The sequence below is a fragment of the Aquitalea sp. S1-19 genome, assembly GCF_024343515.1.
Map to the genome: position 1 here is coordinate 1780 of NZ_RJTZ01000015.1, position 13783 is coordinate 15562.

Below are 13783 nucleotides of genomic sequence, written 5' to 3' on the forward strand. Positions count from 1 at the left end.
GGGAGAAGGTGGCGCGCAGCGCCGGATGAGGGGCCGCACATACAGCTCGGCAAGCACACCACAAACACCGCAAGCAACACCCAATATTGGAATGCAAAACATGACCCAAGCCAGAAAAGGCATCATCCTCGCGGGCGGCTCCGGCACCCGCCTCTACCCCGCTACACTAGCAGTCAGCAAACAGCTGCTGCCGATCTACGACAAGCCGATGATCTACTACCCGCTCAGCACCCTGCTGCTGGCCGGCATCCGCGAGATCCTGATCATCTCCACCCCGCAAGACACCCCGCGCTTCGAACAGTTGCTGGGTGACGGCAGCCAGTGGGGCATCAAGCTGCAATACGCGGTACAGCCCAGCCCGGACGGGCTGGCACAGGCCTTTATCATCGGTGAAGATTTCCTCGCCGGCGCACCGTCTGCCCTGGTATTGGGCGACAACATCTACTACGGTCACAGCTTTGCCAGCCTGCTGCGCGATGCCTCAAGCAAAACCAGCGGCGCCAGCGTGTTTGCCTACCATGTGCACGACCCGGAACGCTACGGCGTGGTGGAATTCGACGCCAGCGGCAAGGCACTCTCCATCGAAGAAAAGCCGCAACAGCCCAAAAGCAACTACGCCGTCACCGGCCTGTATTTCTACGATGCACAAGTGGTCGATATCGCCAAGGCCATCAAGCCCTCGCACCGTGGCGAACTGGAAATCACCGACGTCAACAATGTCTACCTGCAACAAGGCCAGCTCGATGTGCAAACCATGGGCCGCGGCTATGCCTGGCTGGACACCGGCACCCACGAATCCATGCTCGAAGCCAGCCAGTTCATCGCCACCGTCGAAACCCGCCAAGGCCTGAAAGTCGCCTGCCCGGAAGAAATCGCCTACAACGCCGGCTGGATCGATGCAGCACAAGTAGAAAAACTGGCCGCCCCGCTAAAGAAAAACGCCTACGGCCAATATCTGCTACGACTGCTGGCTTGACATTCCAACAAACGCAGGATGGGTGCAGCGCAGCGGAACCCATCACGTACTAAAAGCCGGAAATCCGCAGTGGAAAATGGGGAATAAACCCCGTTTTCCCGTAGGAGCTGCTTCAGCCGCGATAACTCACCATCAAGCCCACCATAAATACCGGAGTCCCCATGAAAATCACCCCCATGTCGATTCCCGATGTGCTGATGATCGAGCCGCAAGTATTCCACGACAACCGCGGCTATTTCCTCGAAAGCTTCAACCAGCGCAAGTTCGAACAGCATCTGGGACGCGAGGTGCATTTCGTACAGGACAATCACTCGCACTCGGTACACCGTGTCCTGCGCGGCCTGCATTACCAAGTCGGCCAACCTCAAGGCAAACTGATCCGCGTGACCGATGGCGAAGTGTTTGATGTAGCCGTTGACCTGCGGGTCAATTCACCTACCTTTGGCCAGTGGACCGGCGGCATCCTGTCGGCAGAAAACCACCGCCAGTTATGGATACCCGAAGGTTTCGCCCATGGCTTTTATACCCTGTCGCCAACAGCAGACCTCAGCTACAAGGCGACCGATTACTGGTATCCGGCAGGCGAACGCACCGTGTTATGGAATGATGCCGATATCGGCATCCAATGGCCGTTGACCATGCCGCCGATTATGGCAGCCAAGGACATGCAAGGCATGCCTTTCAAGACCGCAGACAAATTTTGAATAAACAGGGCAAGCTCACATGCAAATCAAACTGATCCAGTTACAAAAACACTAAAAAGCCTAGGGGCTGTTGACGTTTCACATTGGCAGCCATAAAAACGCACACGCCATAGCAACCACGCTTTCGTAATTACGCTTCAACTTATCGTATCGGAACGCCACGGCTCGGTAATGCTTCAGCCGCGCAAAGGCGTTCTCCACCAGGTGTCGGTAACAATACAGCCCCCGATCCAGATCCGCATTTCCCTTGACCGAATTCCGTTTTCTTGGAATGACAGGGCGCGCTCCTTGCGCCTCAATTTGGCAACGAATACGCTCACTGTCATAGCCTTTGTCTGCCACGATCACCTCGGTCGATGGCAGTTGAGCAATCAGTTCGGGGGCAGCGGTACAGTCGTTGACCTCCCCCCCGGTAACTTCAAATGCCACAGGCAAACCATATGCATCCACCGCCAAGTGGATTTTACTCGTGTTGCCTGCACGACTTTTTCCGATGGCCTCAGGCTTCTTACCGGCTGCGCCGGTGCTGTGCTGGTGAGCTTTCGCATAGGTGCCATCGATGAACACCCACTCGAAATCTGGATCAATCAATAAGGCCTTGAAAATTCTGAGCCATTTACCGGCAGCAGACCAAGCATTGAAGCGCTTGTAGATCGAATTCCAGCCACCAAAAGCGCTAGGCAAGTCCCGCCATGGGCAACCGACGCGCATGCGGTAGAGCATTCCCTCGACGGTCATCCGCAAATCGGGCTTGTGGTAAATGGCGTGTTGAAGCAGAATTTTCTCCAGCTTCGACCAGAGCTCGTCACTGAGCATCAATCGTGGCATTGCAAACCTGCGGGGTGATCGGTGTAGGAGCCTTAATTCTGCGGGTTTGCTCCTCTTTTTTCTCCCCCTACCTCGAAACGTCAACAGCCCCTAGCCATACTCGTAAAATACAGCAATATTCACGTAGCACATTAAACATGCCAAATCCAAAGCCCATCTACGTCACCCAACCAAGCCTGCCTCCCCTCGAAGAGTTTCTGCCGTATCTGGAACAAATCTGGGAAAACAAGATACTGACCAATGGTGGCCCATTCCACCAGCAACTTGAAAAAGCGTTATGTGATTACCTCGGTGTCCCATACATCAGCCTGTTTACCAACGGCACACTGGCGCTCGTCACCGCCCTACAAGCCCTGCGCATCACAGGTGAAGTCATTACCACGCCGTACTCGTTCGTTGCCACAGCCCACTCCCTGTTGTGGAATGGCATCAAGCCCGTATTTGTCGATATCGACCCCATAACCCTGAACATCGATCCCGCCAAAATCGAGGCCGCCATCACGCCACACACTACTGCCATCATGCCGGTGCACTGTTATGGTCGCCCTTGTGACGTAGATGCCATCCAGAAAATTGCCGACCACTACAATCTTAAGGTGATTTACGATGCCGCCCACGCATTTGGCGTAAAAAATGGAGAGGAAAGCATTCTTAACTTCGGAGATTTATCGGTCTTGAGCTTCCATGCCACCAAGGTCTTCAACACCTTCGAGGGCGGCGCCATTGTTTGCCAAGATGCCAAAACCAAGCAACGCATCGACCATCTGAAAAATTTCGGCTTCGTCGATGAAGTCACCGTTGTAGCGCCCGGCATCAACGGAAAGATGAGCGAATTGAACGCCGCTTTCGGCTTGCTACAACTCAAGCACATCGACGCGGCACTGGCCCGCCGTAAAGAGATTGACCTCACATACCGGGAGTTATTGAGTGACGTCAAGGGAATTACCCCCCTGAATGGCGGCACTGAAAACTCAACCAACCATTCATATTTCCCCATTCTGGTACAGCGCGACTACCCTCTGAGCCGCGATGAACTGTATGAGAAACTGAAGGTCAATAACATCTACGCACGCCGTTACTTCTATCCGCTGATATCAGATTTTCCGATGTATCGCGGCATGCAATCCGCCCAGCACGTTAATCTACCCGTTGCAACGAAGGCTGCAACAAGGGTTCTTTGCCTTCCAATATATCCTACCATCTCGTATACCGATCTTAAAAAGATAGCTTCATTAATTAAAGAGAATTAAAAATGGCCATGATCCCTCCCGAAATTCTCTCCACAATGGGATTTTCATCAGTAGGTGAAAATGTTCAAATATCAGACAAAGCTTCAATCTACGGAATTGAACGAATATCGCTAGGACACAATGTTAGAATTGATGACTTCAGTGTCCTCGCTGCAGGACATGGGGGCATTGATATCGGCGATTATGTGCACATTGCAGTTGGCTCATCACTGATCGGAGCAGGAAAGATTACACTTTGCGATTTCGCAGGCCTGTCATCTAGAGTTTCTATTTATTCCAGCAGCGATGATTATAGTGGCAACTCTCTGACCAACCCAACAGTCCCGGACGAATATAAAAACGTGAAGCACGCATCTGTTTTTATTGGCCGACATGTCATAGTTGGAAGTGGTTCAGTCATATTACCCGGCATCACTCTTCAAGATGGCGTTGCGATTGGCGCCTTAAGTCTTATAACCAAAGACTGTGAAGCATTCGGAATCTATGCTGGAAATCCCGCACGACGAATCAATGAACGCAAGCGTGACCTACTGGAAATTGAAGGACGATTAAAAAATAATCATCGAGAACATCAATGAATTTAAGAAGTAATATTCTCGCCAGCTATGTTAGCCAAATTTACGTCACAGCGATAGGTATTTTAATGGTCCCTATGTACATCAAGTACATGGGTGCCGAAGCGTACGGACTTGTCGGATTTTTCGCCATGCTACAGGCTTGGTTTAACCTGCTGGACATGGGGCTAACACCCACTATGGCACGCGAAAGTGCGCGCTTTCATGGAGGGGCATGCACGGTACTAGACTATCGGCGCTTGAGCCGCGCTCTGGAGGGGATATTCTTCATCATCGCGTTGCTGGGAGGAACTCTCTTATTTTTATTCGCGGACACCATTACCAGAAATTGGCTCAAGAGCAGCGTACTGCCACACTCTGAAATTGTGACAGCTTTGCGCCTCATCGCGTTGATCGTCGCACTGCGCTGGATGTGCGGACTTTACAAAGGTATTATTTCTGGTGCCGAGAGACTGGTGTGGCTTAGCGGATTCAGCAGTGCAGTGGCCACCGGACGCTTTGTCCTTGTTCTTCCATTGCTGATTTTTTTCAGTGCTACTCCTCAAGCTTTTTTTGGATTCCAACTCGGCCTCGCGGTACTGGAATTGGCGGGGTTGGCCTGGATGGCTTATCGTCTCCTTCCATCAACCCCAGTGGGCGAGCGTATCCGCTGGCAATGGACTCCGCTCAAACCTGTTCTCAAATTCTCGCTGTCCATAGCTTTCACCTCATCTGTTTGGGTAATGGTAACCCAGAGTGATAAGTTAGTATTATCAAAAATTTTGCCTTTGGCAGATTACGGCTATTTTACGGTAGCGGTTTTAGCCGCCAGTGGAATCATAATCATCAGTAGTCCAGTCGCCAACGCATTGATGCCACGTTTGACTCGTCTACACGCCGAAAGTCAGCATGATCAAATTATTAAGCTATATCGCCAGTCCACTCAACTAGTGGCCATTTTAACAATACCGGCCACCTTGATATTAGTATTTTTTTCACGGCAAGTACTTTGGGCTTGGACTGGAGATGTCCATTTGGTGGACAAGACGGCAACTGTTCTCAGCTTGTACGCTGCAGGCTATGGTTTTTTGGCAGTGGGCGCCTTCCCCTATTATCTACAATATGCCAAAGGCGACCTGCGCTTACATCTAGTTGGAAATTTCTTGTTTTTGCTATTACTCATCCCGTCAATTATCTGGAGCGCCGGCCTCTACGGCATGACGGGAGCTGGCTGGGCTTGGTTCATAACAAATGCGCTATATTTAATAATCTGGACTCCACTCATACACAGACGCTTCTCGAACAATCTACACTTGCAATGGCTAATTCATGACATTTCAAAGCCTGCATTAGCTATCGCCTTGCCTTTTATTGCATTAAAATTTTTCATAGAATTGAGCAGCAACAGAACAACCTTAGCCTTAGAACTATTTTTAGTCTACATTTTCACTACGCTACCATCTTTTTACTTATTTTTAAAAAGCAAAAAACAGATCCACCACAATTAAAAACCACTCCACTTCCATAAAAACAAAACGGGTTATTAAATGAAAATATGCTTTATCGGCACAACCAACGCAATGCCCATGCATTACGCGAAAAGATTCAAGGCCGATGGTTATAGTGTAACTTACATTGTCGATGTCCCTCCCGAGAACAAGCTTTCAAGACCTGAGCATCAGTTCAAAGAAATAAATTTTCCTTACCCCGAGTGGATTATCGACCTTCGGACAGGGAATCATGCAGTAAGAGCTTTATCTCCGCGATTATTTTTTTCAAAAATCATAGATGCCGCCAAAGATCACGACGTATATTTTCTGACAGACTTTAGCATATCTCTCGCTCCGTATCTGCCTAATAATTCTATCAAGATACTACTACCACACGGAACAGACTTTGATTTATGGAGCCTAGATAGCGGCCCAGACAAAATAGCCACGACCGGACGATTTAAAAAATTCTCTTTATTAAAAAAAACACTAGCAGATGCAATAAAATGCAACATGCAACGAGGGGTAAGATACTCGAACTGCATCGTATACTACCCGCAAGGGTTTAACAATGAAGCAGACAAGCAACTGGAAATACTGTCAAATGAATTCAACATTGAAACCTCAATTCGGAGGTACGATGTCAGCTTCGATATATTCAACGACACCCCTACTACCCCCAAAAAAAATCATTCAAGGCCATTTAAAATAATAAGCCCTGTCAGATTTGATTTTTCAAACAAAAACACTGCCCTTGGCATATACAACAAAGGCAACGACAACATTATAAATGGGATTTCTATTTTTTTAAAAAATACAAATGCCGACATCGAAATCGTCTTCTTCAACAAAGGGCAGGACCTTGAATTGGCAAAAATTATTTCCAAGAACTTAGGAATAGACCAATACATAACCTGGAAGGACCCAGTCACATTACCCGAACTATTAGAAATTTATTTTGAATCTGACGTATGTTTCGACCAAGTCGGCACACATTGGATAGGTGCAGTAGGCGCCTATGCACTTTATGCAGGTTTGCCTCTCATTGCAAATGCATCGCAGTTTGATAGAAGCCCAATATTCCATGCATCTACTGCCGAAGAGGTTTGCTCTCAGCTAGAAACCATATATGAAAATTTTTATCAAATCGAATTAACTAATGAATTCAAGACAAACTCCAGAGATTTTGCAGAAAGAACATTTTCCATTAAATCAACTTATAACAAGCTTAAAGACTTTATAGAAAAAGCAGAAAGCCTCGGCAATAACAAGCACGGCAACACAAATTAACTTTAACCATATGAATCAATCTAATAATGAACACAATTCCGTCAAAATATCAAAACAAATACTTCCCACAGTATTATTAACCACTATTGCAACAATCACAGCCATTAGAGGAGAAGTTGAAGGCGACTATGGGAACTATGTTTATTTTTACAGTCTAGTTGGTGATTTATTTTCATGGAGCGACATCGCATCATATTACGCTCTTACACAAGGCAGCGAACTTAGCTTCTACTTCATTTCTTCAATTTTAAAAAAATTATACCCACATCACCAGTTAGTATTCGCATTTTATTCAATAGCTACTTTTTTTATAATATACAAATCAATCAAAAACTTCGGGCACATCACACTTTCTGGAACATTAATTTATATACTACTCTTTGCCTCAGCCTATTTTGTTCAAATTCGATTCGGGCTTGGCATGGCACTAGGTTTTTACGCAGTAACTTTAGCTTCAAACAACAAAAAAAAATATGCGTTCTACCAAGCTCTAGCCATAGCGATCCATTACTCAGCAGTCGTATTTATAATCCCAATTATATTAATTAAATCATCTCGCATTAGAAGTGCAATAAACAGCAACATAATTTTCATCACATTAACATCGGTAGCGTTTCTCATTGGAACTCAGCTCCCAATTGGGTGGGTACTGACATCGATAAATGACCGATACGATTATTATACAAATGAAGCTTCACTGAACGCCTTCTCTTTCATCACGAAAATAATAATATATATCGCGTACACCTCAATTGAAAAGGAAAAAACCAACAAAACAATGGCCGTTGATGTCATGATGCGATCGATGCTACTATTATCCGCATTAACTTGGTCTATTCCAATTATGTATCGGCTTCAGCTTTCATTACTTTTATGCACAACGCTTATTCCAACTATAACGCCAGCTAAGCATAAAGACACAAAATATCACATCGCAATTTTCATATTAATTGGATTCTCCGCCATCAATTTCTATCGAGTTATTGATTACCTTAATGGCTACACAATATATGTGCAATAAGAGTTTATTAATCAACGCCAGCAATCTACACGTCGGCGGCGGTATCCAGGTAGCGACCTCGGTAATCGCTGAACTAACCCTCATACCGGCCTTGCCTGCCGGTCTGGTAGTCTGGGCATCCGATGAGGTAGACGCAAATCTGCGTCAATTGGGTTGCGACCTTTCTGCATTGCCGGCCTATGAGGTAGTCAACAGTTTCGGCCTGCAGATGCTGCGCTCTCCACTGGTGCGCCGCATGCAGGCATTTGATGCAGTGCTGACAGTGTTTGGCCCGCTGTATGTCTGGAAGCTGACTGGAGCCAATGTTACCGGCTTTGCCCAGGCATGGATTATCTATCCGGACAACGATGCCTATCGTGCGCTGGGCTGGCGCCAGCGCTTGCAGGCCCGTCTGAAATTTGCGATGCAGGCCACTTTTTTCCGGCGTGCCGACATGTTGCTAGTCGAGCTTGAACATGTGCGTGAAGGGTTGCTGCGCCACGGTCTGGCATCGCCGTCATCCGTACATGTGGTGCGCAATTGCCTGTCGTCGCTGTATCTATCGCCACAGAGTTGGCAATCGGTGGCAATAGAGGATAACAGCGCCGATATCCGGCTGGGCTTTGTGGGACGCAACTATCCGCACAAGAACACCCGTATTTTCCCAGCCTTGATCGAAACGCTGTATCGAGAGCACGGCATCCGGGCCAGTATTCATGTGACGTTCACGGATGAAGAATGGGCGACCTGCGACGAAACTTTCCGTTCAACCGTATCGAATGCGGGCGCATTGTCGGTGGCGCAGTGCCCGTCGTTTTACCGCAGCATGGATGCGGTGATTTTTCCGAGTCTGCTGGAGTGTTTCTCGGCCACACCGCTGGAGGCGATGGCCATGGAGCGGCCGCTGTTTGCCTCTGACCGGCCGTTTAACCGTGATGTGTGTGCTGAGCATGCCCACTACTTTGATCCGCTTGATCCGGCAGATGCAGCCGCAAAAATTGCGGCCTATCTGCAGGATAGAAACAACGAAGGTATTAAACTAAAAGCCGCCCGCGACCATGCACTGTCTTTTTCAAGCGCTTCAGACCGTGCGCGCCAATATCTTGACTTGCTGATTACAGCCGCAGATAAAAACCAAATAAAATCCAACCGGAGTTGAAATGTTTGAAAACAAAACCCTCTTGATCACCGGTGGCACCGGTTCTTTTGGCAACGCTGTCCTGCGCCGCTTCCTGGATTCTGATCTGGCCGAAATCCGCATTCTCAGCCGGGACGAAAAGAAACAGGACGATATGCGCAAGAAGTACAACTCGCCCAAGCTCAAGTTCTACATCGGGGATGTACGCGATTACCAGTCCGTTTTGAATGCCGTGCGTGGCGTAGACTTTATCTACCACGCAGCCGCACTCAAGCAGGTACCCTCCTGTGAATTCCACCCAATGGAAGCGGTCAAGACCAATGTGTTGGGCACCGAAAATGTACTGGAAGCGGCGATCAACTGCGGCGTGTCACGCGTGGTCTGCCTGAGCACGGACAAGGCGGTGTATCCGATCAACGCGATGGGCATTTCCAAGGCGATGATGGAAAAAGTGGTGGTCGCCAAATCCCGCTCCAGTAGCAGCACGGTGATCTGTGCGACCCGCTACGGCAATGTGATGGCTTCACGCGGCTCGGTGATTCCGCTGTTCACCCAACAGATCAGTGCCGGGCAGCCGCTGTCGATCACCGACCCCGCCATGACCCGTTTCATGATGACGCTGGACGATGCTGTCGACCTGGTGCTGTACGCGTTCGAGCACGGCAACCCGGGCGATATTTTCGTGCAGAAGGCACCGGCCGCCACCATCGAAACGTTGGCCCGCGCGCTGACGGAACTGCTGGGCGTCCCGGATCACCCGATCAACATCATCGGCACCCGCCACGGCGAAAAACTGTACGAGGCGCTGTTGAGCCGCGAAGAAATGGTGGCCGCACAGGATCTGGGCGGCTACTACCGGGTCCCCCCCGACCTGCGCGACCTGAACTACGGCAAGTACGTCGAACAGGGTGAGGTCAGCATCTCCGAGGCGGTCGACTACAACTCGCACAATACCGAGCGACTAGACCAGGCCGGCATGCAGGCCCTGTTGATGAAACTGCGCTTCATGCAGGCCATTGTACGTGGCGAACATGCAGAGGCAGAGGAGTAACAGCCGATGGCGCAAAAGCACTGCCGAGTATTGGTCACCGGCGCCCAAGGGTTTATTGGGAAGAATCTGGTCGTCCGACTGAATGAATTGCCTGGATTTGCCATTGATACCTTCGGGCGCGACGATGACCCCACCACCCTACCCGACAGATTGGCAGGCGTTGATGCGGTGGTGCATCTGGCCGGTGAAAACCGCCCGCAGGATGTCTCGGCATTTGCCGAAGTCAACACTGGGCTGACCGTCGCCCTGTGTAACGCGATCCGCGCCACTGGCCGCTTGATCCCGCTGCTGCTGGCGTCTTCCACCCAGGCCGCGCAGGACAACCCCTACGGCCACAGCAAGCTGGCGGCCGAACAGGCGGTTTGCCTGCTAGCCGAAGAGACCGGCAACCCGGTGGTGGTGTTCCGTCTGCCCGGTGTGTTCGGCAAGTGGTGCAGGCCCAACTACAACTCGGTGGTGGCCACCTTCTGCCATAACCTGGGCCGCGGCTTGGCTATCCAGATAAACAACCCGGCTACCCCTCTGCAACTGGTCTATGTCGACGACGTGGTGTCCGCGCTGATCACGGCTCTGGACAAGCCGCTGCCCGGCGTTGCTCAAGGCGTGGTGCAACCCGAGTACAGCACGACGCTGGGCGAGCTGGCCGCGCAAATTGAAGCGTTTTCCGCGTGCCGTAGCAGCTTATTGAGCGAGCGGGTCGGCACCGGTCTGACTAGGGCACTCTACGCCACCTACGTCAGCTACCTGCCCAACGAGCGGTTTGCCTACACGCTCATCAAGCATGAAGACCCGCGCGGCGTATTTGTCGAGATGCTGAAAACGCCGGACTGCGGGCAGTTCAGCTACTTTACCGCCCACCCCGGCATCACCCGTGGCGGCCATTACCACCACACCAAGACCGAAAAATTCCTGGTGATCAAGGGGCAGGCCCTGTTCCGCTTCCGCCATTTATTGACCGACGAGTTGTTCGAGTTGCACACCAGCGGCGAGCTACCGCAGGTGATCGACACCATCCCCGGTTGGTCGCACGACATCACCAATGTCGGCGATGATGAAATGGTGGTCATGCTGTGGGCCAACGAAAATTTCGACCGGGAACGCCCGGATACGATCAGCAGCAAGGTTTGAAAATGAAGAAACTCAAAGTTTTATCGGTGGTCGGGACACGGCCTGAAATCATCCGCCTGTCGCGCGTGCTGGCCACGCTGGATCAGCACTGCGAGCACGTGCTGGTGCATACCGGCCAGAACTACGATTACGAACTCAACCAGGTCTTTTTCGATGATCTGGGCGTACGCAAGCCCGACTTTTTCCTCAACAGCGCCGAAGGCAGCAGCAGCGCAGCCCATACTATCGGTAACCTGATCACGGCGGTAGATGGTGTATTGGCGCAGGTACAGCCGGAGGCGATGCTAGTACTGGGCGATACCAATAGCTGCCTGTCGGTCATCCCGGCCAAGCGTCGCAAGATCCCGATCTTCCACATGGAAGCAGGCAACAGGTGTTTCGATATGCGGGTGCCGGAAGAAACCAACCGCCGCATCGTTGACCACACGGCCGACATCAACCTGACCTACAGCACCATCGCGCGCGACTACCTGCTGCGCGAGGGCTTGCCGCCAGACCAAGTGATCAAGACCGGCAGTCCGATGTTCGAGGTACTGCACCACTACCTGCCGCAGATCCAGGCATCCGATGCCCTATCGCGCCTGGACCTTTCAGCACAGCAGTACTTCGTGGTCAGCACGCACCGCGAAGAAAACATCGAATCCGAGCGCTGCTTTGGCAAGCTGGTCAACATCCTCAACATGGTGGCCGAGGAGCATGGGCTGCCGGTAGTGGTCTCGACCCATCCGCGCACCCAGAAGCGTGTTGATATGACCGGCGCCCGCTTCCACCCTCTGGTGCGCCTGATGAAGCCACTGGGCTTTCACGACTACGTAAACCTGCAGATGAACGCCAAGGCCGTCCTCTCCGACAGCGGCACCATCAACGAAGAATCGTCGATCCTGAACTTCCCCGCGCTCAACCTGCGCGAAGCACATGAGCGGCCGGAAGGCATGGAAGAAGCGGCGGTGATGATGGTCGGACTGGAAACAGACCGGGTGCGCCAAGGGCTGGCCATCTTGGCGACCCAGCCGCGTGGAGAACAGCGCGGTTTGCGCTTGGTTGCCGACTACAGCATGCCGAACGTCAGCGACAAAGTAGTGCGCATCATCCACAGCTACACCGACTACATTAATCGGGTCGTGTGGAGGCAGTACTGATGCGTCTGGCGCTGATCATCGACGATTACCTGCCGCACAGCACCCGCGTCAGCCCGAAAATGATGCACGAACTGGCGATCGAGCTTAAACGGCAGGGACACGAGCCTTTTGTGCTGACCCCCGGCGTCGATGGCCAGCAAGAGATGCTGGTTGAAGACAGGCTGGACACTATCCCCATCCTGCGCTTTCGCAGTGGCCCGCTGAAGGACATCCCCAAGGCCAAGCGGGCCATCAACGAATCGCTGCTTTCTGCTCGGGCGTGGCGGGCGTTGGCACCCACCATCCGTGCCAAGCGGATAGATGGCGTGGTGTATTACTCTCCCTCCATCTTCTTCGGCCCCCTGGTGCGTCGTATCAAGCAGCTCTGGGGTTGTCCGGCTTACCTGATCCTGCGCGACCTGTTCCCGCAGTGGGTGATCGACGAAGGGATGATCCGCGAGGGTTCGCCCATAGCACGCTATTTCCGCTACTTCGAGCAGAAAAGCTATCGGGCGGCCGACCACATCGGCCTGATGTCGCAAAAGAACCTGGATGTGTTCCGGCAGATGAACCCGCATCTGTCCAATACCGGGATTCTCTACAACTGGGCCAGCCCCGCCCCCGCAATCGCCCCCACCGAGCAGGAAAGCCTTCGCAAACAACTGGGCTTGCAGGGCAAGGTGATTTATTTCTACGGCGGCAATATCGGCCACGCGCAGGACATGGCCAACCTTATGCGGCTGGCCAAGGGCATGCAGCACCACCCGGATGCCCACTTCCTGTTTATCGGCCAGGGCGATGAATACGAGCTGGTTGAGCGCTATATCCGCGAGCATGGGCTAAGCAATACCACCCTATTACCCTCCATCCCGCAGGAGGCGTTCAAGAAAGTGCTGTGCGAAGTGGACGTCGGCCTGTTCAGCCTCGCCCGCTCGCACAAGGCGCACAACTTTCCGGGCAAACTGCTGGGGTATATGGTCAATGAGTTGCCCATCTTGGGAAGCGTCAACCCGGGCAACGACCTGATGGCGGTGATCAATACCGCAGATGCCGGTACTGCATTGGAAAACAGCGAGGACGATGCGCTGCTGGCCGCGGCAGAGCGCTTGATGACAGAACCTGCGCTGCGCAAGCGGCAGGGCGAGCACGCCTGCAGTTTGCTTCACGAGAAGTTCTCGGTTGAGTCGGCGGCCTCGCAAATCGTCCATACACTATCAGCCCCTCAGTTCTGAATCGTACCGGGTTTCGCGGAGGCC

The 13783-nt window shown here is 51.7% G+C and carries 13 protein-coding genes; 12 read left to right on the forward strand and 1 reads right to left on the reverse strand.

The window, feature by feature from the left end; translation table 11 throughout:
* Positions 1–100 precede the first annotated feature (100 nt).
* Together rfbA and rfbC are read left to right on the forward strand one after the other, a co-directional pair.
* A complete protein-coding gene (gene rfbA / locus EGI20_RS03885) occupies positions 101–976 on the forward strand; it encodes a glucose-1-phosphate thymidylyltransferase RfbA (protein WP_498629778.1) in 876 nt (291 codons plus the stop codon).
* A 161-nt stretch (positions 977–1137) separates the two neighbouring features.
* On the forward strand, positions 1138–1680 hold the full coding sequence (rfbC, locus tag EGI20_RS03890) for a dTDP-4-dehydrorhamnose 3,5-epimerase (RefSeq protein ID WP_498629780.1): 543 nt from the start codon (positions 1138–1140) through the stop codon (positions 1678–1680).
* A 78-nt stretch (positions 1681–1758) separates the two neighbouring features.
* Here the strand turns inward: rfbC and EGI20_RS03895 are convergent, their stop codons facing one another.
* Entirely contained in the window at positions 1759–2508 is a 750-nt protein-coding gene (locus EGI20_RS03895; protein WP_498629782.1) for an IS5 family transposase, read from the reverse strand.
* On the opposite strand from EGI20_RS03895, the gene EGI20_RS03900 reads away from it, so the two are divergent.
* From EGI20_RS03900 to EGI20_RS03945, 10 genes are read left to right on the forward strand one after another with little or no spacing between them, the layout of a single operon-like run.
* Complete coding sequence (locus EGI20_RS03900) at positions 2502–3758, forward strand: DegT/DnrJ/EryC1/StrS family aminotransferase (RefSeq protein WP_498629784.1); 1257 nt, start codon at positions 2502–2504, stop codon at positions 3756–3758. The genes EGI20_RS03895 and EGI20_RS03900 overlap by 7 nt on opposite strands.
* 2 nt (positions 3759–3760) lie before the next feature.
* The gene (locus tag EGI20_RS03905; RefSeq protein ID WP_498629786.1) at positions 3761–4336 is read left to right on the forward strand and encodes an acyltransferase; all 576 of its coding nucleotides are present in this window, start codon (positions 3761–3763) and stop codon (positions 4334–4336) included.
* The gene (locus tag EGI20_RS03910; protein WP_498629788.1) at positions 4333–5820 is read left to right on the forward strand and encodes an oligosaccharide flippase family protein; all 1488 of its coding nucleotides are present in this window, start codon (positions 4333–4335) and stop codon (positions 5818–5820) included. Before EGI20_RS03905 ends, EGI20_RS03910 begins: the two co-directional genes overlap by 4 nt.
* 39 nt (positions 5821–5859) lie before the next feature.
* Positions 5860–7092: a glycosyltransferase family protein gene (locus EGI20_RS03915; protein ID WP_498629790.1), complete on the forward strand. Its 1233-nt coding sequence runs from the start codon at positions 5860–5862 to the stop codon at positions 7090–7092.
* A gap of 10 nt (positions 7093–7102) precedes the next feature.
* Positions 7103–8113: an EpsG family protein gene (locus EGI20_RS03920; protein WP_498629792.1), complete on the forward strand. Its 1011-nt coding sequence runs from the start codon at positions 7103–7105 to the stop codon at positions 8111–8113.
* Positions 8076–9251, forward strand: a complete 1176-nt coding sequence (locus tag EGI20_RS03925) for a glycosyltransferase (protein WP_498629794.1) — start codon at positions 8076–8078, stop codon at positions 9249–9251. Before EGI20_RS03920 ends, EGI20_RS03925 begins: the two co-directional genes overlap by 38 nt.
* Position 9252: 1 nt before the next feature.
* Positions 9253–10281 carry a polysaccharide biosynthesis protein gene (locus EGI20_RS03930; protein WP_498629796.1) on the forward strand — a complete coding sequence of 343 codons (1029 nt, stop codon included), beginning with the start codon at positions 9253–9255 and terminating at the stop codon, positions 10279–10281.
* A gap of 6 nt (positions 10282–10287) precedes the next feature.
* Positions 10288–11409, forward strand: a complete 1122-nt coding sequence (wbjC, locus tag EGI20_RS03935; RefSeq protein WP_498629798.1) for a UDP-2-acetamido-2,6-beta-L-arabino-hexul-4-ose reductase — start codon at positions 10288–10290, stop codon at positions 11407–11409.
* A 2-nt stretch (positions 11410–11411) separates the two neighbouring features.
* Positions 11412–12548 carry a non-hydrolyzing UDP-N-acetylglucosamine 2-epimerase gene (gene wecB / locus EGI20_RS03940; RefSeq protein WP_498629800.1) on the forward strand — a complete coding sequence of 379 codons (1137 nt, stop codon included), beginning with the start codon at positions 11412–11414 and terminating at the stop codon, positions 12546–12548.
* Positions 12548–13759 (forward strand): glycosyltransferase family 4 protein, encoded by a 1212-nt coding sequence (locus EGI20_RS03945; RefSeq protein ID WP_498629802.1) that lies wholly within the window; start codon positions 12548–12550, stop codon positions 13757–13759. The genes wecB and EGI20_RS03945 overlap by 1 nt, the downstream gene beginning before the upstream one ends.
* Positions 13760–13783: the final 24 nt, after the last annotated feature.

Excerpts from the sequence above, each read along its gene's own strand:
- rfbA (WP_498629778.1), top strand. The coding sequence starts at position 101 with ATGACCCAAGCCAGAAAAGGCATCATCCTCGCGGGCGGCTCCGGCACC.
- rfbC (WP_498629780.1), top strand. The coding sequence starts at position 1,138 with ATGAAAATCACCCCCATGTCGATTCCCGATGTGCTGATGATCGAGCCG.
- EGI20_RS03895 (WP_498629782.1), bottom strand. The coding sequence starts at position 2,508 with ATGCCACGATTGATGCTCAGTGACGAGCTCTGGTCGAAGCTGGAGAAA.
- EGI20_RS03905 (WP_498629786.1), top strand. The coding sequence starts at position 3,761 with ATGGCCATGATCCCTCCCGAAATTCTCTCCACAATGGGATTTTCATCA.
- EGI20_RS03910 (WP_498629788.1), top strand. The coding sequence starts at position 4,333 with ATGAATTTAAGAAGTAATATTCTCGCCAGCTATGTTAGCCAAATTTAC.
- EGI20_RS03915 (WP_498629790.1), top strand. The coding sequence starts at position 5,860 with ATGAAAATATGCTTTATCGGCACAACCAACGCAATGCCCATGCATTAC.
- EGI20_RS03920 (WP_498629792.1), top strand. The coding sequence starts at position 7,103 with ATGAATCAATCTAATAATGAACACAATTCCGTCAAAATATCAAAACAA.
- EGI20_RS03930 (WP_498629796.1), top strand. The coding sequence starts at position 9,253 with ATGTTTGAAAACAAAACCCTCTTGATCACCGGTGGCACCGGTTCTTTT.
- wbjC (WP_498629798.1), top strand. The coding sequence starts at position 10,288 with ATGGCGCAAAAGCACTGCCGAGTATTGGTCACCGGCGCCCAAGGGTTT.
- wecB (WP_498629800.1), top strand. The coding sequence starts at position 11,412 with ATGAAGAAACTCAAAGTTTTATCGGTGGTCGGGACACGGCCTGAAATC.
- EGI20_RS03945 (WP_498629802.1), top strand. The coding sequence starts at position 12,548 with ATGCGTCTGGCGCTGATCATCGACGATTACCTGCCGCACAGCACCCGC.